Origin of the sequence: Pseudoalteromonas rubra, assembly GCF_000967655.1 — a bacterium.
Lineage (GTDB): Bacteria > Pseudomonadota > Gammaproteobacteria > Enterobacterales > Alteromonadaceae > Pseudoalteromonas > Pseudoalteromonas rubra_A.
In genome coordinates, this window is sequence record NZ_JXYA01000065.1 from 56,099 (window position 1) to 76,949 (window position 20,851).

A 20,851-nucleotide genomic window follows, 5' to 3' on the forward strand; every position below is an offset into this window, starting at 1 on the left:
CCTAAGGAATGAGCATGTCTGAGAGTAAATTAGTTTCACTGGTAAAGCGCGATGATATTCCATCTATTCGCACTATCGAGGTTAACGGTGTTGAGCACTGGTTAGGCCACGTTAAAGACTTCACCAAACATGAAGGGCTGACCGAGTTTTTGCCAAAGGATAACCGCATTTCGATGGCCTGGGTCAGACTGGAAGCTGGTGAGCAGTTGGATGAGCATATCCACCCTGTGGAATCAATGATCTTAATTTGTGAAGGCGGTGCGTCTACACTTGGTGATGTAGAAACAGACATGGGCGCGGGGGATGCACTGCTGGTTCCACCTGGTCGCCCTCATGGGTTCATCGGCGCAGAGCCCACGGGTTTTTGGGGCTTGTCATTACAATTCGATTCCCGTGGATTATATGAAGACATCGCCGACCCCTGGGCGACGTTCCACGAGGACGAAAACTACGAATTAAAACACGCCGATACCATAGTCGATAAACTGTTCCAGAAGAACGAAATTTTCAAAGATCGTTTCGATAAACATCGTTTGTTTGCGCTGGTAAATAAAGGGCTGCTAACAGACTCAGAGACAAGAAATCGTTTCCTGGATTGTTTTCAGGTGTGGTCAAATCACTTCCAGAAAATGGTGTTCAACCGTTATCTGACCAGTGCTGATGGGGCACACCTGGAGCTGGCCTGGGACCATCTGATCGAAGAGTTTGGCCACAATATGGACTTGGCTGCCAGCCGGGATTCAAGTGCGCGCATTTTTGACCCGGTTCTTGAAGCGACCAGCAGCTGGTTCTGCAGTATTTTAAACCGCTTGTCTGATATGCAAAAGTTGGTATTGATCCACCTGGTGGTTGAAGCCTCAGCCACTGTATTCTACAAGCATGTTGCGCCTGTGATGTCACAAACACAGCACGCTCGCCATTTCCATGAGCATGATGATGGCGACCACGAGCACGTCAAAATGGGCTATGACTTTGTGCGTCGCCAGACACCCAGCCTGCATGAGGCAGAAGGTTTGCTTGAAATTCAGGAGCAGGGTTGGTCCATGCTGATGTCGGTGATGAGCCGGATCGCCGACTTAGTGGTGTATGGCTCAGAGCGACAATCAAACAGCAATGCAGCGCAGGCAACTAAGCAACCGGCAGCTGAGCTTGAATCATGAGTGAGTTCCACGGATGGCCTGACGCGGGTGTGCGCAGGCTTCCCCAGCACATTTATACCGACAGGGATAACTTTCAGCGGGAGCTGGATAAGATATTTTTCGCCAATTCCTGGAACTATGTGGCGTTAAGCTGTGAGGTGCCCGAGCCTGGCGATTATATCCTGAGCTCGGTAGGCAATGTCGGTGTGATTGTGTCCAGAGACCGAAAAGGGGCTATTCGCGTTTTTGTTAATCGCTGTACTCATCGTGGCGCGCGGTTATGTGAGAAGCGTAAAGGTAACAACAAGCTGTTTACCTGCCCATATCACGAATGGCGTTTCAATCTGGAGGGCCGCCTGGTAGGCGTACCTTTGAGCCAGGGAGTGAAGGGAAAAGGGGGAATGTCGGCGCAGTTTGACCCGCAAAATCATGGTTTGAAACAGCTAAATGTATGTGAGCGCCACGGTGTGGTGTTTGCTAGCTTTAGTAACGACATGGTGCCGCTTGAGACCTATCTGGGTCCCAAAGTTCTGCGTTACTTTGACCGAGTCTGTGATGGCCGTCCCTTAAAGGTGATTGGCAAGCACAAGCACGTTGTTGCCGGCAACTGGAAGCTGCAGATTGAAAATGTGAAAGACACCGTACATGCGGCTATTTTGCACTCATTTTTCACCCTGTTTGGGATCTGGCGGTCGGATCAGGAGACTGAGATTGTGGTTGAGGACAAGGGCATGCACAGTGTGCTGGCTTCTACTGCCACATTCAGTAAGCAGCAGACTCACTCAGAAGAAGTTGATTCGGAGTTTTCATTACTAGATCCGAGTTTGATAGCCCATGAGGCCGAGTTTTCTCATGCGACTGGTGCAGTCATGACTATCTGGCCAAATCTGATTTTTCTGCAACAGTTGAACTGTTTGGTCATGCGTCATGTGGAGCCGGTTAGCCAGGATAAATGTGTAAAAACCTGGACTTTCTTTGCGTATGAAGACGAAGACCCAGCACTGACTGCACGACGTGTTAAACAGGCCAATTTACTGGGAGCGTCGGGCCTGGTCACCATAGATGACAATGAAATTTTGGCTTCCTGTCAAGTGGGTTTACAGCAGCAATCTCAGTTTGAATGCGCCATTGAATACGGAGAAGGCACGTCAGATTGCGATCATATGGTGTCGGAATCAGCGATCCGTGGGTTCTATAACTACTATCGTCAGGTGATGGAGCTGTGAGCATGGAAGAAATGTTGAAAACCCTGTTGCTGGAGCGCTCTGTTCGCGAATTTTACCAGCGCTATCACGCCCAGCTCGACCAGCAAATGTTGACCCAGTGGCCAGATTTCTTTACTGAAGATGCCAGTTACTTAGTGACCAATCGAGCCAACTTTGAGGAGGGTATGCTGGTTTACAACGTGTTTTGTGAAGGCAAAAAAATGTTGATAGACAGAGCCCTGGGCCTGCAAAAAGCCGTTTGGTTCCGTGACCGATTGCAACGCCGGTTTGCGGGCAGCATAGAGATCACGCACCAAAGTGAACATGCACTGGAAGTGGTGAGCAGCTTTATGGTCACTGAATCCCGACAGGGAGAGCCTTCCACTTTGTTGCTGACCAGCGAAAGTCAGGACAGCCTGAGTATCGCACCAGACGGTACGCTGCAATTTTCAAAGCGGCTTTGCATCATAGACGCGGAAGTATTACCTGATTCGATAATTTACCCAATCTAACCGAGTGGGAGACGATGTGATGAATTCACAAGCTATGCAGGCACCAAGCCACCCGATGAAGCGCGTTGCGGTCATTGGTGCGGGCTTATCTGGCCTGGTAACCACCAAAGAGCTGATAGATCAAAGTCACACTGTGGTGTGTTTTGAGCGCAGCGATGACATTGGTGGCGCCTTTTATAACAAAGAAAACGAAGGCGGGATCTATAACGACATCCACCTGACGGTTTCTAACTTTTTTATGGCGTTTTCCTCATTTCCGCCAAGAGAGAAGAATCGCAAATACTGGACTGCCAGTGAATATATCGAGTATCTGCAAGATTTTACTGAGCATTTCAGACTGAGAAAGTTCATCCGTTTTAACACCGTCATTGAGTCTGTTGAGCCAGTTGGCACACAAAAATGGCGGGTGACTTATCTTAAGAACGGTGAACGCAAAGACGAGTTATTTGATTCTGTTGCGGTGTGTAGTGGCAAGTTTCGCAACCCACTATTGCCCTCTGTTCCTAACATGGAGCAGTTCAAGGGGACCATTCACCATAGTTTTGATTTCAAAGAAGCGTCAAAATTTAAGGGCAAAAAGGTGGTCTGCCTGGGACTTGGAGAGTCTGGCTCTGATGTAGTGCACCAAATTGCGCAAGTTGCGCAAGAAACTCATCTGGTGGTTAAGCGCCCCAAGAGCATTATTGCCCGGGTTATTCTGGGCGATACCGGTGACTCCAGGACCACACGAGCTGCGCATTACTCTTTTTTGGTCAATCATTCGCTTTTTGAGGCCACGCTGAAAAAACGCATTATGAATAAAGGGTTGAAGGTCAACGAGCAAAAGCGTCAGCGACCTTTAAGCGCGTTCTGGATGTGGAAGTTTCTGGTTAAATACGGCCTGCACGGCGAATTCAGTAACAAGAATGATATCTGGTTGCAAGATCTGGAAACCGGGCAAACCCAGCTTCATTTGTTCTCTGTAAAACGTTTTGCCGAGAATGGTGTTTATCTGCACGATGGGCAATTTATTGAATGTACCGATGTGATGATGTCAACCGGCTATGAAACGCAGTTTGACATGATCCACCACAGCGCAGCGCAAGATGCAGCGAAGAATATCCGCTCTAACTTTTTGCACATGATCCACCCGACATTGCGAGACAGCTTAGTCTGGATTGGATTTACCCGTCCGGATGTTGGAGGTGTTCCGACCATTGCCGAGTTACAGGCGCGTTTATATGCCCGGGTTTTGGCGGGTAAAACTGAGCTGGCTGATTCACACACTCTGCAACGGCGTATAGATGAGTATCAGCAGGAATGTCGGGAGCAGTTTTGTCTGGAACCAGACCGTTCAGAAAATGTGCGTTACTACCGATTTACCGGTGAACTGGCGCGGACGCTTGGCGTAGAGCCTAAATGGTATCACTTGCTGCCAGACCCAAGGCTGATCTTCAATTTTTATCATGGCAGTTTAGTCGCCGCGCAATTTAGATTAAGCGGACCAGGTAAAGACCCTGAGGCGGCCAAGGCGATGATCCGCCGGGTCGGTCTGATGCAGGTACCCACCTGGCATAAGTTCTTTTTCTTTGGTCTTACCAGTGCTTTGAGCTTGATAGCGCCTGTGGTGCGTAAGGTCGTAAGGATGTTGAAAATGCAAGACCACAACTGGAATGACTACAAACAATATCAAAGTGTGGCTGATATCCTTGCGCACCAATGGCCATCGGGGCAAGCCTTTGCGCTAAATAAGGCCGACACTTTGGCTGAGCTATTTAGCCAAACGTACGAATATGAAGGGTTTAAGTTCTTCTTACACTCTGAGTATGAGGTGCCTTTGCGGCTGCTTTCGCCTTCTGCGTCCATCAAAGATATTGATGATTTTTTGCGCTTGCAGGAAGGTGCAACGCCTCTGGAGGAAAAGACTTAATACTTCCAGTTTGAATGCGGGACGTAGCTGTGACACTACTGTCCATAGCAAAGCCATGCCTGTTCGACTGTGCATGGCTTTTTTTGTACTCGGAAACCAGTATTGAGCGCTGAGCCCGTTGAGCCGCAGACCCGTCTTATACTGTATTGAAATTCAGCCCGGTGGGAGCTCAAACCACAGTGCCTCAAGTGGCGCTGTTGCCGTCACAGTGGCGGACTCTTGTGCTGTCAGGCCCATAGCATCGCCCGGCTCCAGGCATATTTCAGCCGTTTGGGCTGAACCTTCAACCAGGTGTAGATAGCCCCAGCGATTATCTGCGTTCAGTGTGTAAGTTTCACCTTCTGAGAGCTTAAGGCGATACAGGCTGGCATCCTGATGAATGACCAGTGAGCCGTGCTGGCCACCGGGGGTTGCAAGTGGGGTAAGTGGACCCTCTTGTTTGATTTTGGCTTGCGCGTAACCGGGGCTCAGCCCTTTTGAGCCTGGGCGGATCCAGATCTGTAAAAAGCGGGTTGGCTCTGTGGCAAAATAATTGTACTCGGAATGTGCGATCCCGGTACCTGCACTCATCAGTTGCACCTCGCCGGCTGGAATAATGTGATGATTGCCTTTACTGTCTTTGTGCTCCAATGCACCCTGCAGCACATATGAAATAATCTCCATGTCGCGATGCCCGTGGGTATCAAACCCCATACCGGGTGCAACCGTATCGTCGTTGATAACGCGTAATACGGAAAATCCCATATGCTCTGGATCGTAATAATGACCAAATGAAAAAGTATGCAGGCTGTTTAACCAGCCCAGATTAACCTGGCCCCGCTCTGAGCCGCGACGAATTGATGGCATAATGATGATGCTCCTAAACTGTGATAGCGCTACTCTACCGCTTCAAGAAAAAGAATAAAATGTGCGAATATCGTCACTATCGTTCTGTAAATAAGAATGGTTGTGCGTGATGTATAGCGTATCCTGCGACGTGTATATGCTAGAGTTAAAGTGTTCGATTTTGCTTGCTAACCCAGTTTCAAGGGAGTGTTATGTCGTCTTTAAATCAGTTTATTCCATCACCTGTGATTGCCGTTGCATCGGCTTACCAGACCCATCTGGGCGGCATTGATGTCTTTATCTGTTTTGCACAAATAAATGATGACAACCAGCTTTTGCTCCAGCTCAGAGAGAGTCACGCATTGCGTGTTGGCGATCTGGTCACGGTGCATCTGGATAACCGCACCGGGGTCAGCGAATATGACGCCGAGTTGAGTGTTTATCGTTTATCGTACAAAGGCCGGGTAACCGCCCTGAACGAGACCGACGTCACCCTGTCGGCTGTGGAGTATCAGGTGTATTACGGGATTTCGGTTGCGCTGGAATATCGTGCACCGGGGTATCAATTCCCGGAAGATCCGCGTGTGCAAAACCCCTTACCCTGCACACCTTTAACTGCAACGCCTGTTATGGACGAAGAAGAGCACGACAACAAAGTTGGCGTGCTGATCACCAAAGCACAGTCGCAACCACACACTACTGTGATGGCGTTTTTATCCAGTACCGATGACGATATCTTTTTTATCACCCTGCCACAGACCTTTAAATCCAGCCTGATGAAACGCGATAATCAGTGCTATTTTGCCATCGACAATCGTGCCAGTTTTACCTTTGAAAACTATGTTGAATGGAACTACTCCATCATCACCGGGCGGGTGCACCAAATAGCCACGAGCAGTGCTTTGTTTAATGAAGTGAGAGAGTTGTTTATCTCTAAAAACCCCTGGGAAGTGGGGTTCTTTAGTCATCCGGATATTGAAATGTATCATCTGAAGGCAGAGAAAGTGGTGTGTCCAAAGCGCTGAGTATTCACAGCTAAACGAGTTTTATTACACAACGTCGGTGCGCAAAATGCGACTTTTTGACTGATCCAGATCACTTCCGGGTAGGGAGCTTTCGCGTTACAATTGGTCCAGTTATAAATAAATTTATAAAAATATCATGGACAGAGAGGCATCAGCAGTGCAGGTTTGGGCATTAAAGGGTTTCCTTGATGAATTAAAACGTATAAATGGCACCATGGAAGACCGTCGCTTTGTGTTTATTCTGGGCGCGGGGGCATCAATCCAGTCAGGGGTTAAAGGCGCAGCGCATTTGGCAAGGGAATGGATGCAAATGTTGTATCATCGAGAGGTATCACCCGGTAGCGACTTTGATGCTTGGCTCAGGTGTAACCCGCTGGAAATAGACAACTGGCAGCCTGATAATCTGGCTGGTCATTATCCCGAGATATTTGCCCGCTGCTTCGCAGGTGACCATGAGGCCGGCTTCGCGGAGCTGGAAAAAGCCATCGAAGCTGGTAGTCCGAGTTTTGGTTATGCCGTACTGGCCTGGATAATGACCAATACCAGCCATAACATGGTGATCACTACCAATTTCGACAACCTGGTCGCTGATTCTTTGTATATTTATGGTCGTCGCTCTCCGCATGTGATAGGTCACGAAACCCTCGCTGGATATCTGAAGCCACTGGCAAGGCGCCCTATGGTCGCCAAAATCCACCGTGACTTGTTTACCGACCCCATTAATGACCCAGACGGCACCGGGCAGTTGAAAAAGCCCTGGGAAGATGCCCTGAAGAATATCTTTAAATTTTATACCCCCATTTTTATTGGTTATGGCGGAAACGATGGCAGCCTGATGAACTTTTTATCTGACCTGTCGCAGCAGGACATCAGTGGCAGACCTTTCTGGTGCTACTACGAACCTGGCGGACAACCAAATGGCGACATCGCTGCGCTGATGCAAAAGCATAACGGCGTGTTGGTGCCAACGCCAGACTGGGATCAGCTAATGCTGGATATCGGCAACCTTTGGGGTTATAAGCATGATGATCAGTTAAAAGACTTGGAGCGTTATACCGAAGATATGAAGCAAACACTTCAGGAGCAGGTACTGAATACCTCTCGTGAGGGCGGAGAAGACATTAAAGCAAAACTACTGCCTAAACCCAAGGAAAAGAAGGATAAAAGCTGGTTGGACTGGTCACTCGAGGCTGAAGGTAAAGGGTCTGTTGAAGATAAACTTGAACACTATAGGCAGGCAATTAAAGCCTTGCCAGAGTCGTCAGAACTGCACTACAACTACGCTTATTGGTTATTTGACACAGGTCAGGCTATAAGTGCGGAAAAGCACTATAGAAAAGCGATAGATATTGACCCTTATGATGACAGTGCTCATAGCAATTATGCACTAGTGTTAAAAGCTCAGGGGAATTTTGAAAAAGCGGAAGCTCACTATAAAATAGCGTTGGAGTTAAACTCCCGTGAGGCAAGTTATCTTTATAATTACGCGATCCTACTAAATAGTATTGGCCGAATTGAGGAGGCAGAAGCTTTGTATAAAAAAGCATTGTCTCTTAAGCCAGATTACACAAATGTGATGAACAATTACGCTAGTTTAATGGTTGAACAAAACCGTCTTGAGGAAGCTGAGGTCCTGATAAACAGAGCATTGGATTTGTCGCCCAAACATCCTGTATTCGTTGAGACGAAGGCTGAATTACTATTTGCACAAGAAAAATATCAAGATGCGCTAAATACGATAGAGAGATCACTGGAGCTTGATCCCGACAGGCAGGGAGCCAAAGACCTAAAAGTGCAGATTGAGCAAGCAATTAAACGCCGTAAACAAAGCGATTAGCACCGATAAGCAACACATGGCTGTTTATTTGAGCAGGTGGCGGCTCAGGGCCGGTAAGACGACGAGGAGCTGGCTTGACCACAATGCATCCTTGCTGAGCTTGTTTTTTCCTCAGGCTATAGGCTGTTATGGCTGCGAAGCGCAGACGCTTGGAATGCCTCACAACACACCATAAATCTGACCCTTTTCACCCGTCATCCCGTGCTCTTGCTTCAGACGACTTGGTTGATGACGTATTGCGTGGATCACCTTCGCCTTACCTCTTTCCATTTATAGCACGATAGTTGCGCTAAAAAGTCACGGTCGTACAGTCAACGTAACCCCTAAGCCACAATCAAGCGTGACAGGTGTGCCGATGAGCGCCGACTCAGATGTCACTTCGCCGGCAGAAAAACGCTCTGTGTCCGTGTTTTGCTCATAAGCGCTGCAGGCATAAATGACATACCAGTGTGCGCCTTCATGCCACAGTGCAGAGACAGTCGCCTGGAATGTTCGTTGTCCCACTTCGCCGTTAAATGAAGCCGGCTCTTCTGATAACGACAATCTGCCACCAGGCCATTCAACGATCGTTGAAGGGGGTGAAGTACATGCTATTAAAGATAAAATGAGTGGTATCAGCAGAGAATATAGCAGTTTGTTTATCGGCACTATAGGCCTCTTTGTTTGCATAACTGCCGCTCAAAATAACACAAAAAATCGTGCTTTTCCCGCTCGGAAATAAGGTGGAGTTTACAGCCCAATGTTAAGCAAAAAACACCATGTTAATGGCTTTAAAACGGGCTGTTTTATCATCAGTTAGAATAACCATTGCTCAGCCTTCATAGTGCTCTCATAATCATTCATCACTTTTCCATAAGCGATTTTATCCAATACTTATAATAACTTGCAGGCCATCAAAGCAAAGCAACACTATGGGTGGCCGGATATGGAACAGCAATTTAAAGATCGCAGAGCAGAACTTTTGGTACAAAAAATGCGCCGTACCGAGCGCTTTATGCATCATCAGCGGCTTGAAAAGACAGCGGTGTCTTTTGGCGATGAGCAACTGGAGTTTATCGAGCATGCAATGGTGGATGGACTGAACGAAGACACCATTCGCACCATTGAATTTCATCGCCGTTGTCTGGCGGCGGGGATAGACAATGGCCGTCACTACTGGTGCTTTAAACAGGGCGAGCAGCTGGTTGGCATGTCCGGTTATCACTATCGCTTGTGGGACCCAAAAAGCATCGTCTGGGGTGGCTGGTTTGTTGCCGATCAGGCTGTCTCGCCTCTGGTAAAAATGGCCATGCTGCTCGATACCCTAAAAGTCCTGCTGGAAGAAACCAGTTATGAAGAGCTCTACATTGAGGTATTTGCCGACACCAAGCAGTCGAACATTCTTAATATTTATCACTCTTTACAGTTTACCGCGCTGGGTCGTTTTGAAAATTTTTATGGCCCGCAGCAGGACATGGTGGTGATGAAACTGGAGCTGGCTGAAGTAAGAGCTTTGTGGCTGAACACCACGCGGCCACTTGAGCGGGTTCAGTAGTATGTTACTGCTATATGTGGAATCCGGCGCTGGCTCACGCGCGCTGGCACAAGCCCTGGCGAGTCGTTTTCGCAAACAAGGCAAAGCGGTTGAGCTGATGTCAGTGTCCGAGCTATTGCCACAGTGGCTGTCTGACTTGCTGTTTGGCCAGTATTACCAGTGGTGCATGTCGGGTAAGCAACATCACAGTAAATTGTATGCCAGCCGCTGGTTTTATCCGTTTCTTTACCGATTGTTACCACTGTGGCTGGCACTTAAAGGCAATGACAAGCTGGATGAGGCCAAAGCGGTGATCCGCCGTCACAAACAGGTGGTGGCGTGTAGCTATTATGGCGCTTTTTTTGCCCGTTATTATGCAAAACTGGCCGGGCACAAGGTCGAAGTCAGTGGTGTGCTGGGAGACTATCAAATATCGAACGGATGGCGGACTGCGCTCACTCAGTTGTTTGTTTCTCATCAGTACAGTCACCCCGTGCTGGACTGGCATCGCGCCAGAGGGACCGAGGTATTGCCGCTGGGGATCCCCACCGAGGTAACGCCCGATTTAACAGCAACAAATGAGCAAAACAACGCGAACCTGAACATATTGCTTTGTGGCGGTGGCTGGGGGCTGGGGATCTCACCTGCAACGGTGGCTTTATTGCTGGCGCAAAACCCATCAGGCACGGTGACCGTTATTTGCGGTCAGAACGAGGCGTTACAGCAGCAGTTGCAGGCACGTTTTGAACAACAGATTGCTCAGCAACAGCTGCGGCTGGCTGGGTTTGTGTCGGATATGCGGCCCTATTACGCTCAGGCCGACATCATCATCACGAAAGCGGGCGGCCTGACTTTAACCGAGGCGGCGCTGGCCAATACCTGCCTGATCATTCATGGCGCTTTGCCCGGGCAAGAGCAGCACAATCGCGCCGTGTTTGTGGCGCAGGGTGCCGCGCTCAATGCCCACAATGACGAGCAGCTTAGAGACCTGCTCAGTCGCATTCAGGGGTCAAGCTCATTGCGCAGCCAAACCAGCATGAGAGCGGCCACATTGGTCAATGCCAATGCATCACAACAGATTTGTCATCATTTACTCGCAAGTAGCAAATAATATTGTAGGAGTCGAATATGTGGACTAAGAAAGCCACGCAGCTGTCAGTCAGCGAATTACCGCAGGCGCATCAGAACTTTATGGCCAGAAACCCAGGGTTTACTGCCCACCATCAGGCCAGCACCGAGCGCGTGGCGAACGCCCTCAGGCGCTATGCCGCGAGCGGAAAAATTGAAGCCGAGAACATCTGCAAACTGGTAATTAAAATGACCAGCAGCTGCAACTTGCGTTGCGAGCAGTGTTTCCAGTGGCGTGAAACCGGTTTTCATCACGGTCTGGATCCCACGGCCATTCCGTATGAACAGAGCGGTCATTTATTTGATTTTGTTGAGCGTCAGCGCTGCGACATCATACTGACCGGCGGTGAGCCCACTTTGCACCCCGATTTTCCCAAATTCCTCAGCCGTCTGGCAGAAGCCGGGTGCTTTATTTATATCTGTACCAATGGTCTGATGATCAAGCGTCACTTTGAGGAGCTGAGTAAGTATCACGATCAGCTGGCCTTTTTAATTTCCATCGACGGACCAAAAGATATCCATGACTCGATCCGGGGCAAAGGCACCTACAACAAAACCATGGCCGGTATTAAGTTGCTGGCTGATGGTAAAAAAGCGGGCAAGCAGTGGTTGATCGGGGTAGAAAACACCATGATGGCCAAAAACCTCGACCGGGCCACTGAGCTGCTCAATGAGTGTGAGCAGGCGGGCGTGGACTGGATGATCTACAACCATCTGTGGGTCGTGGACATGATGGCGCGCAGCGAATACCACCGCTTTTGTGAAGACTATGACACAGTGCCCAATTCTTATACTGGCTTTGATATGGGCGATTTTCGCCCGGACTATATTGAGCAGGTGATAGACACCATAGAAAAACTGCGTGCTTATCCGGCCCAGATCCCGGTATTGTTCGGGCCGGATTATGACGCAGACGAAATTCGTCAGTACTATCGCGGCAAAATGCCGGCTCGGCCACATTATCTCAAAATGGGCGTGAAACTGGATGTCGATATCGGCGGCAAACTGGTGATGACCAAGCAGTTCCCTGATCTGGTCTTTGGTAATGTGCTGGAAACACCTATTGAGGAACTCATTGCGTCTGAGCCCTATCAGCGTGCTGCCGAGACCATGCGTCAGAAAAGCCTTAAAGTGCTCAACGCCTGCCCTGATGCACATAACTTTTTGCTGTAGAGGTGCGTATGTTGTCCGTGATTTTGCCGGCTCACAATGAAGCAAAAACATTAGCAATTACCTTGCCGCGATTGGTTGAACAGTTACCTCTGGATGCTGAGCTGATCGTGGTCTGTGATTCCTGCTTAGATGCAACTGTACAGGTAGCGAGGGCCTACACTGAGCAAGTATTTACTATCTCAGCAGGCAGTGCCGCTGCGGCGCGTAATTATGGCGCTGCACAGGCAAGTGGCAACATGCTGTTGTTTCTCGATGCTGATACCGTGTGCAGTGCACAGTTACCAGCGCAGGTTGCTCAGTTTGGCAAAGGCAGTCACAGAGCAGTGTATGGCACAGCGCCACTGAAAAGTGACAGTGGCCACTGGCTCGGTCGGTTTGTTGCGGCCGATATCAACCGCTTTAATCGGCGTCATTTGAGTATGGGCGGCAATTGTTTTGTGTCGGCCGATTTGTTTAAAGCGGTAGGGGGCTTCAACACGGACTTATTGCGTGGTGAAGACACCGACTTGGGCGTGCGATGTCAGCGTCACGGTGGTCATTATCAATGGCTTGGGCGCTGTCATTTTGTCCACAATGAGCGCAAATTCCGCACCCATGGTTACTTACGCTATTACGGCTCCCTGTTGCTTGGGGGCGTACTGTGGCAGCTTTCGCCGCGCCTGTATGCTCGCAGTCTGGGAGGACAAGTATGATAGAAAAATGCCGGGCCCTGTGGCAGGTGCTGTCGCTCAAACTGGTTTTATTGAGCAGCTTAAGCGCCTGCACCACCATTTTGATCTTGCACACTTTCACTATGGCACTGCAACTGGATAGCAGCAACCCGGCCAATCTGGTTCAGGGTGCGGTGTGGTTCTCAGTGGCATTTGTTGGCTTTGTGTTGGTGCAGCTGGTTTTTCAGCGCAGCGTGATCCGGCTGACCGAAACCACCATTAAGACCGTGCGGCTGGATATTTTGGATGCGGTGCGCCATGCCCGGTTACAGATGATAGAGCAGTTTGGCCAGGAGCGGATCCTCTCGGCGATTGCGTATGATGCCAACACACTTAGTCAGCTGAATCAGTTCGTCGCATTGAGTGTGGGGCATTTGTTCACTGTAATTGCAGCACTGATTTACATGTTTGTGATTGCCCCTTTGGGCGCATTACTGGCGCTGGGGCTGATAGCGCTGGCGGTGACGGCCTATTGTTTGCGCTTCGGGCGCATTCATCAGGGGTATGAGCGCGCAAGAGAAGCCGAAGACAGCTTTTTTACTCATCTGCACGACCTGCTGATGGGGATCCGCGAAGTGAAACAAAACGCGCTGCGCAATGACAGCCTGTATGAACAGCACCTGAGCCGCGATGCCTCAGCCGTTCAGCACAACAAAATTATGGCCGAATGTCGCTTTGCCCATAATCAGCTGATGCTGATGGCCGCACTTTATCTATTGGCGGCAGTGGCGGTATTTGTCGCGCCGTTGTGGTTTGCCTTGTCGCCTCAGCAGAGTATCAGCTTTGTGATCATCACTTTGTTTATGGTGAGCCCGTTTCACAGCAGCATGGAGTTATTTCGGGTGCTCAGCCAGCTACAGGTGTCGCAACACAAGCTGGCCGAAATCAAACAACTGGCCAGCGAGGCCGGGGAGCAGGGTGTTGCGTCGTCAGCGGTGTCGTTTACACAGCAGCTGACGCTGCAAAAGTTGATGTTTGAATATGACCAAGGGTTTACGGTCGGGCCCATTAATCTTGAAGTGAACCAGGGTGATATCGTGTTTATCTCCGGCGGCAATGGCTCTGGTAAAACCACCTTTATGCGGTTGCTAAGTGGATTATATGCACCGCAAAGCGGTCAAGTCTGGCTTGATAATCGTCCGCTTGAGGCGGCTCAGCTACTCGCTTATCGTCAGCTTTTTTCCGGTATTTCGGCCGACAGTGTGGTCTTTGCCAATCGCTATGGGCAGCCGATGGGCGAGGCGCAAATTAATCAATGGCTGGACAAACTTGCGCTGAGCGACAAAGTGCAGTTTCGCGACGGTCGTTTTACCAATACCCGCCTGTCGACGGGCCAGCTAAAACGCCTGGCCATGGTGCAGGCGCTGATGGAAGAGCGGCCCATCCTGGTGCTGGATGAGTTTGCCGCCAATATCGACCCGCAAAGCCGTCAGGTGTTTTACCGCCAGTGGTTACCCACACTCAAAGAAATGGGTAAAACCCTGTTCGTGATCACCCATGATGAGGCTTACTTTGATTGTTGTGACAGCCATTACCTGATGCGTGATGGTCAGCTTCACCCTTATCCGACACAGCCGCTGTCGCTGGTCAAATCCCACTAAGGAGCGTGCGATGAAAGATTATCAGTTAACCTGGCTGGCACAGCGGGTAACCACTCAAACAACGGCAGTTTTAGTGCCTTTTTATAACGAAGCGGGCGATAAAACAAACTTTGCCGAGCGCCTGGCTTACTTTGATGGGCTGGCAGCGCGCCATCCTGAGCTGGATATTATCCTGATTGATGATGGCTCTACCGATCAGCCTTTTGCGGCGGATACTGAAAAGCTGACCCATCTTAGCCTCAGCATAGTGACGCCCAATGGCCAAAAGATAGGGGCGCTTTATACCCAAATCAAAGCTTTGCCGCATCAGTATATTATTTTCACCGACTTTGATACTGAACTTCAGGGTTTGGATAACCTGCCTGAGATACATGATAAGTTGGCAGCAGACTCGGCCTCTATGGGGTGTTATTTCAGCATGCGCCCCACAGAAGGAAATACACCCGCAGTGCAGTTTCAGATGCTGGAATATGCGCTGGAGCGAGCCAGTTATCAGTTCAGCAAAAATGAGGGCAGTGTGCCCATTATGCCCGGCGCGGGCTGTCTGTATAAGCGGCCAATTATTGAGGCGCTGCTGTCTCGCCACAGCGGGCTGCGCAGTGGTGAAGACAGAGAAACCTGTTTGCTGGGTCTGGAGCTGGGTTACACCGTGTTTTACGCGCCGCAAATTCAAGCGCTGACCCAGCCGCCACAAACCTTCCATGCCTTGTTGCAGCAGCGCCGTCGCTGGTCGCAGGGGTTTGTCGAAGTGGCGCTGCATAAAGCGGCGTTTTATCGCAATCAGATGGCTGAGAAAACCGTATTAGGATTGCGCCACCGCATCGACATGATCTCTGTGAGCATCTTTTTATTAATGCCGCTGCTGTTGCTGATGGCGTTTTTGATTAGCAGTACTGTCGGCGTGGCGCTGGTGCTGGCTTGGACGGCGCTGGGTTTTGTTGAAACCTTCTGGTTGTACAGCAAAGCCCGCGATGAATTTCGTACCATTCCCAACCACAAACTTAAACTGTGCCTGATCCCGTTTGCCCGTGTGCTGCTGGAGGTACCAACGTGGTGGCGGGTGATTGGGCGAGTCTGTTTGAATAGATTACAAGGCAAAGGAGCGTGCGCATGAGCAAGCAATTCACAGCTCTAACCGGCAACCCGTTTATCGCGGGAAACTATCGCCGGGTTTACAGCCTGGGGATGGATTGTCGGCCTCGTCATTTGACCCGGCAGCTGGAACTGGGTTGTCGGCGTGGGCCTTTTGACTGGATAGGCGGCCGTTCGGTGGCCGATCTCAACCGAGCGCTGCAAACGCGGTGTAAAGAGGTACTGCTGCTTAAAAATCTGGAACCGTATGAGCCTGATTGCAAGGAGTACCGCAAGTACGCCGATCGCGCTTCGGGTTACCTGTCTGCCCACGACTTTGCGGTTGAAAACCATGATCTGGTGCGCGAGTACCCGGCATTTCGGGAAAAGTTTGACGGCATTTGCACTCGCTTCTTTTCTGAGCTGGCAGAACTCGACAGTGTGTTGTTCTTTTTGAGTGTGGCACTGGAAGAAAATGAAGACTGGCAGTTTGAAACACCGGATGAGATTTTGGCAAACACGCTGACATTAAAAACCACGCTTGAGCAGCTGTGCCCCAACGCCAGGGTTGGCCTGCTGGTGGCGACCTTTCATGACGAGCTGGTTGAACACAGCTGTCCTGGTCTTGCGTTTACCCGTAAGTATACCTTTGATAATGACGAGCCCTGGATGCAAGGCCAGGAGCTTACCCATTGGTGCAATATGCTGGTGGGCGTGAATGGGTTTACCGGGCTTTCATTACACAAGGAGTCGGCATGACGCAAGCTACGGTGGCCAATATGATCGCCAATATCTTGAACCAGCCCGCGCAGGCCATGGCACTCGAAGGCGATGACTGGACATTCACCTATGACGAGTTGAGCGCTCTGGTGGCCCGATGTGTGGCGCTGTTGCGCGATTCAGGCCTTGAGCCCGGCGACTGTATTGCCTTATACGGCGATGATCCGCGCTTGAGTGTGGTGGGGATATTAACGGCGTTGTTACTTGGCTGCCCCTTTGTGTGCCTCGATGTGCACTTTCCGGTGGCACGTATGCAACATATGCTGGCTCGCAGTCAGGCGCGTGTGGTGTTGTACAGCAAGGTCGATCCACAACTGACAGAAACTGGCTGCCTTGTCGATTTGGCGTGTGTTTCACACCCTGTGGTTTTATCAATGAGCGGGCTACCGCCAACCAGCCTGGAGGCAGAGCAGCAGCGCGTTGCTTATCATGTGTATACCTCTGGCAGTACAGGCCAGCCAAAGGGCATTGCGATTGCTCGTCATAGTCTGGCTGTGCAAGTTCAGGCCGCACGACAACAATATCAGCTGCTACCGGGCAATCGTGCCTTATGTATTTTATCCAGCTCAACAGACGCCTTTTTGCAGCAAGTATTGATGTTTCTGTCTGCCGGGGCATGCGTGTGTTTCACCCTGCGCACTGTGCTGGATCCGGCCGAGTTTGCCAAGGTTTGTATCTCTAAAGCCATCACCCATATTGATGTACCGCCCAGTTTGCTGGCCAATTTTCTGGCAGACTCACATGCTGAAGAATGGCTTGCGAGCATGCATTTGAATACTGTTATCCTCGGGGGAGAGGAGTTCAGTCATAACATAGTGCGTCACTGGGACAGGCTGAACTTGTTTGAACGCATTGCGCTATATAACGAATATGGACCATCCGAGGCCACAGTAACATCGTGCTTGCACCACGTGACCCGGGCCGATTTAAAACGCAGCCGGGTGCCTATTGGCAGACCCTCGGCAGGCAGCATTTTACTGATTGTAGACGAGCAGGGCAGACCGGCAAAACAGGGCGAGCTGCTGATCGGGGGCGAGGGCCTGGCACTGGAATATTTAGCTGAGCCACAAAAAACAGCCCGGCAGTTTATGACCATGGCACGTCTTGGTGCAGAGCAGCGCTTCTATCGCAGTGGTGATTTGGTGCGCCGTGATGAACACGGGCTGATCACCTATCTTGGACGGCTGGACAACCAGGTTAACCTGCTTGGCCATCGGATTGAGCTGGAAGGGATTGAAGCCGTGCTGGATCAGTACTCGGGCATTCACAGCTCGGCGGTATTGTGTATAGGCACCCAGTTGATAGCCTTTATAGCCGGTGATCTGAATGATGCAGATACCAGTGCGCTGCGCAAAGTGCTCAGCGAAGCGCTACCCGCTTATATGTTGCCGGCGCAGTTTTTTTACTACACTCAGCTGCCAACCACGGCCATAGGTAAAATTGATAAACCAGCGTTAAAGCGCGTTGCCGAGCTAAGGCTGGCGCAATGCCAGCAGGTGGCGACATTGCCTGAGCTAATTGCACAGAGCCTGAATGTGCCGCTGGCCGAGCTGGACCGTGACAAAGGGTATAAATCGCAAGGCGGGGATTCTTTAAAGGCATTGATGCTGCAAACCCGTGCCAGGCAACACGGCTGGACGGTGTCGTTAAGTCAGTTACTCAGTGATGTGCCGCTTTCTCAGTTAGCCCCATCTTGCGCTAATGCAACGTTAGGCTTTGAGCAAACATTGCTGAATTATGCATTACCAAACAAGCTGGCGATGATCCATATCCAGGGGATAGCGCGCTGGCAAGTGTGCACTATGTTGTTCACTCAACAACAGCTAAGCTGTGAGAAAGTCCATCAGGCTGCGCGTATTTTACTGCTGAAATATCCCGCTTTGCGGCTGCGTTTTAATCCCAGGCAGATGACGCAGCAGATTAGTAAAGGGGCTTTACACCTGAGTGCTGAGCTAAGCGTTGCCAGCTTTGCAGATTTTAAACAGCAAGCCCGGGAGGCCTTTAAATCTTGTCTGGCTGAGTCTTCATTGTCAGAGCAATTAGTAACCATCGCCAGTTATCGCAGCCGTTACGGTCATATAGTCGCGATAGGGATAAGCCATTTGCTAGTTGATGATATCAGCCTGCAGGTGCTCAGTAGTGACCTGGAAAGCTTGCTCAGCGCTCCTCAGCATTTCGACAGGCAAAGAGACTGGGCCCTGCTGCACTGGCAACGACAATGTCATAAAGCGGTCATGGCCGGTCACTTTGATTACGACCTGAACTACTGGCGGGATGCACTTAACACTCGTGGGGAATTTTGTCAGGAGGCGGAGCGTAAACTGGCGGCGCTGAACAGCAAAAAACCGGTCCATAGTCAGATGCAGTTAGCCAGCGCTGCGCAACTCGCCACGTTATTACCGCGCCTGGCGTGCCGGGGCTCATCACTGCAAGCTGCATTGCTTGCTGCTATGGCAAGTAGTTACGCTCAGTGTTGCGGTGACAGTGCAGTGACGGTCGCGCTGGAAAACAATGGCAGACAGCCATTCACAAACTGTGAGTATGGGATCTCGGTGGAAGTGGGTCAGGCAGTGGGCTGGTTTGCTCACAGTGCACCGCTGCTATTGCATAGTTGTGCGCAGTCCGACGCACAGCTTGGGCAAACAAACGCGGATTTAGCCGCGTACCCTGTGGGTGGACATAGCTTTGGCTGGCTTAGTATGTTCTGTAAAGATCGGGCGTTTAAAACACTTGCTCAAACCCAGGCTCCCAGAATATCCGTCGCTTTTGCGGATCTGAGCGAAGTACCCGAGCTGCAAGTGTTTGCTCAGCCAAGGTTTGGCTTGAGCGGGCAAAACTGGCTGACAGACGAGCAGGTATTTGCTTTTGAACAGCGCTATCATTGGTTGCAGATCCGCTTTGTTCGCTCTCCTGAAGCTGGTCTGATGGTTGAGCTGAGTAGTGACGTTGGTATCGTCAGTGCGTCTTGGCTTAATAACTTATCCGCGCGGATAGCGACGACCTTTAATCATATTTGTGCTGATTAGCAGGCAATTTATTGACTGGTAACTGGCGGAAAAAGCGCCAGTTATGCTATAAGCAAAGACACGTTTTCTATCATGTCGGCTAAAAGTGCAATTCGTTCGAAACTGCTTAACGTTCATGTTTGTCAGCCTGCTGTTTATCGTCTCAGGCAGCGCGGTGGCACAGGCCTGTACACAAACCGTCACGGTCAGTGCCAGCGATAACTGGCCACCCTATTCGTTCCGCTCTGGTGAGCAATATCATGGGCTGGATATTGAGATCCTTGAGTTGGTGCTGAAAAATGCCGATTTATGTTGGCGTTACGTATCATTTCCTTCATCAAGCCGGACCTTCGAAGAATTTAAAAAAGGTAAAGTAGATATTATTTTTGCTGCCAGCTTTACCCAGGAGCGGCGGCGTTTTTCTGAGTTTAGTGTGCCTTATCGTGATGAAGTGATGCAGTTATTCCGCCACGAGAGCAACCCGTTGAGCGCTCAGCGCGCTTTAACGCCTACCCTGAGTTTTCTGAGTAAATCTATCGTGGCTGTGAATCGGGGCAGTGTATATGGCGAGGCGTTTTCGCGCGTTGTGCAGCAGTGCCCCGACTGTGTGGTTGACATTAACCTGGCCACGGAGCGCTTTGATTTGCTGGTCAAAAAGCGCGTTGACTATGCGGTAGAAGATTTATTCACCGGCATTTACTTGATTAACCGCGACCCTTATAAGGCGCATATCAGAGCAAGCCGCTTAAGCGTGCACAAAAATCCCGTTCATTACATGATCAGGCCCGGCCTGTTGAGTGAAAAGCGTTTGCAGCAGTTTAATCTGGCCATCATACGCAATCAGGCCGCCATTGATGCGCTGATCGATCAACATTTTCAGCGCCTGCTATCCGGGTCTGTACAAGTTAAGCCATAAGCATGTGCTGTGCGGGTCGGCGCATATAGTATTCAAACTCGTCTTCATCATAGGTTGTGAAACCTAACGCAAAATACAAATGACGAGCCGGGTTGTGTTTAAGTACAGTCAGGGAGAACGGGTAGTCTGGATACTGCTCAAACATATGCCTGAGCGTGTAGCGGCCAAGTCCTTGCTTTTGGTATTGCGGAGCAATTTGTAACTGCATAATCTCCACCTCCTTGTTTAACAACCGAAACTTGAGTGTGCCAACCGTTACGTTATCGATGAGCAGCAAATGTGAGCTGGCATAGTCTTCCTCAAGTCGGCACAGGTGTGCTTCGTCACTGAGAAAAATCCCTTCGCGCTCGAGATGCTCCACCATGGTTTGCAGGCGCAGGTTCAGCAAATAGGGCTTGTCGGTATCACAGGCTTGCTTTAGCTCAATGTTCATCGTCCTTTCCTTAGTTCCATCGTGACTGCGCCAGCGCAGATAAGCAGCCTGACTTTATGTGCAGGCTAT

At 50.2% G+C, this 20,851-nt stretch carries 18 protein-coding genes; 15 read left to right on the forward strand and 3 right to left on the reverse strand.

The window, feature by feature from the left end; genetic code table 11:
- Nucleotides 1-14: 14 nt before the first annotated feature.
- The 4 genes from TW77_RS22205 to TW77_RS22220 are packed head-to-tail and all read left to right on the forward strand — an operon-like array spanning nucleotide 15 to nucleotide 4,765.
- Nucleotides 15-1,160 carry a cupin domain-containing protein gene (locus TW77_RS22205; RefSeq protein WP_046007141.1) on the forward strand — a complete coding sequence of 382 codons (1,146 nt, stop codon included), beginning with the start codon at nucleotides 15-17 and terminating at the stop codon, nucleotides 1,158-1,160.
- The gene (locus TW77_RS22210) at nucleotides 1,157-2,365 is read left to right on the forward strand and encodes an aromatic ring-hydroxylating oxygenase subunit alpha (protein ID WP_046007142.1); all 1,209 of its coding nucleotides are present in this window, start codon (nucleotides 1,157-1,159) and stop codon (nucleotides 2,363-2,365) included. Before TW77_RS22205 ends, TW77_RS22210 begins: the two co-directional genes overlap by 4 nt.
- A 2-nt stretch (nucleotides 2,366-2,367) precedes the next feature.
- Complete coding sequence (locus tag TW77_RS22215; protein ID WP_046007143.1) at nucleotides 2,368-2,856, forward strand: aromatic-ring-hydroxylating dioxygenase subunit beta; 489 nt, start codon at nucleotides 2,368-2,370, stop codon at nucleotides 2,854-2,856.
- A 19-nt stretch (nucleotides 2,857-2,875) separates the two neighbouring features.
- Entirely contained in the window at nucleotides 2,876-4,765 is a 1,890-nt protein-coding gene (locus TW77_RS22220; RefSeq protein WP_240479534.1) for an NAD(P)-binding domain-containing protein, read from the forward strand.
- A gap of 153 nt (nucleotides 4,766-4,918) precedes the next feature.
- On the opposite strand, the gene TW77_RS22225 is transcribed toward TW77_RS22220, so the two are convergent.
- A complete protein-coding gene (locus TW77_RS22225) occupies nucleotides 4,919-5,611 on the reverse strand; it encodes a pirin family protein (protein WP_046007144.1) in 693 nt (230 codons plus the stop codon).
- Between the two features lie 191 nt (nucleotides 5,612-5,802).
- Here TW77_RS22225 and TW77_RS22230 point away from each other — a divergent pair, with 191 nt between their 5' ends.
- Together TW77_RS22230 and TW77_RS22235 are read left to right on the forward strand one after the other, a co-directional pair.
- Complete coding sequence (locus TW77_RS22230; RefSeq protein WP_046007145.1) at nucleotides 5,803-6,615, forward strand: hypothetical protein; 813 nt, start codon at nucleotides 5,803-5,805, stop codon at nucleotides 6,613-6,615.
- A gap of 136 nt (nucleotides 6,616-6,751) precedes the next feature.
- On the forward strand, nucleotides 6,752-8,452 hold the full coding sequence (locus tag TW77_RS22235; protein ID WP_082079017.1) for a tetratricopeptide repeat protein: 1,701 nt from the start codon (nucleotides 6,752-6,754) through the stop codon (nucleotides 8,450-8,452).
- Between the two features lie 297 nt (nucleotides 8,453-8,749).
- On the opposite strand, the gene TW77_RS22240 is transcribed toward TW77_RS22235, so the two are convergent.
- On the reverse strand, nucleotides 8,750-8,995 hold the full coding sequence (locus TW77_RS22240; RefSeq protein WP_156158736.1) for a hypothetical protein: 246 nt from the start codon (nucleotides 8,993-8,995) through the stop codon (nucleotides 8,750-8,752).
- A gap of 382 nt (nucleotides 8,996-9,377) precedes the next feature.
- Between TW77_RS22240 and TW77_RS22245 the strand changes: the two genes are divergently transcribed.
- From TW77_RS22245 to TW77_RS22285, 9 genes are all read left to right on the forward strand, one after another.
- Nucleotides 9,378-9,986: a hypothetical protein gene (locus TW77_RS22245; RefSeq protein WP_046007148.1), complete on the forward strand. Its 609-nt coding sequence runs from the start codon at nucleotides 9,378-9,380 to the stop codon at nucleotides 9,984-9,986.
- Between the two features lies 1 nt (nucleotide 9,987).
- Nucleotides 9,988-11,076 (forward strand): glycosyltransferase, encoded by a 1,089-nt coding sequence (locus TW77_RS22250; protein WP_046007149.1) that lies wholly within the window; start codon nucleotides 9,988-9,990, stop codon nucleotides 11,074-11,076.
- Between the two features lie 17 nt (nucleotides 11,077-11,093).
- Nucleotides 11,094-12,266: a radical SAM protein gene (locus TW77_RS22255; protein ID WP_046007150.1), complete on the forward strand. Its 1,173-nt coding sequence runs from the start codon at nucleotides 11,094-11,096 to the stop codon at nucleotides 12,264-12,266.
- An 8-nt stretch (nucleotides 12,267-12,274) separates the two neighbouring features.
- A complete protein-coding gene (locus TW77_RS24505) occupies nucleotides 12,275-12,958 on the forward strand; it encodes a glycosyltransferase (RefSeq protein ID WP_052713310.1) in 684 nt (227 codons plus the stop codon).
- A complete protein-coding gene (locus TW77_RS22265) occupies nucleotides 12,955-14,577 on the forward strand; it encodes an ATP-binding cassette domain-containing protein (RefSeq protein WP_046007151.1) in 1,623 nt (540 codons plus the stop codon). Before TW77_RS24505 ends, TW77_RS22265 begins: the two co-directional genes overlap by 4 nt.
- A 10-nt stretch (nucleotides 14,578-14,587) precedes the next feature.
- Nucleotides 14,588-15,691, forward strand: coding sequence for a glycosyltransferase (locus tag TW77_RS22270; protein WP_046007152.1), 1,104 nt, complete (start codon nucleotides 14,588-14,590; stop codon nucleotides 15,689-15,691).
- Nucleotides 15,688-16,407 carry a DUF1796 family putative cysteine peptidase gene (locus TW77_RS22275; RefSeq protein WP_046007153.1) on the forward strand — a complete coding sequence of 240 codons (720 nt, stop codon included), beginning with the start codon at nucleotides 15,688-15,690 and terminating at the stop codon, nucleotides 16,405-16,407. The genes TW77_RS22270 and TW77_RS22275 overlap by 4 nt, the downstream gene beginning before the upstream one ends.
- Nucleotides 16,404-19,454, forward strand: a complete 3,051-nt coding sequence (locus TW77_RS22280; RefSeq protein WP_046007154.1) for an amino acid adenylation domain-containing protein — start codon at nucleotides 16,404-16,406, stop codon at nucleotides 19,452-19,454. The genes TW77_RS22275 and TW77_RS22280 overlap by 4 nt, the downstream gene beginning before the upstream one ends.
- Nucleotides 19,455-19,569: 115 nt before the next feature.
- Nucleotides 19,570-20,349, forward strand: a complete 780-nt coding sequence (locus tag TW77_RS22285) for a substrate-binding periplasmic protein (protein ID WP_046007155.1) — start codon at nucleotides 19,570-19,572, stop codon at nucleotides 20,347-20,349.
- Here TW77_RS22285 and TW77_RS22290 read toward each other — a convergent pair.
- Nucleotides 20,339-20,782 (reverse strand): GNAT family N-acetyltransferase, encoded by a 444-nt coding sequence (locus TW77_RS22290; protein WP_046007156.1) that lies wholly within the window; start codon nucleotides 20,780-20,782, stop codon nucleotides 20,339-20,341. The two genes, TW77_RS22285 and TW77_RS22290, sit on opposite strands and share 11 nt — an antisense overlap.
- Nucleotides 20,783-20,851 lie beyond the last annotated feature (69 nt).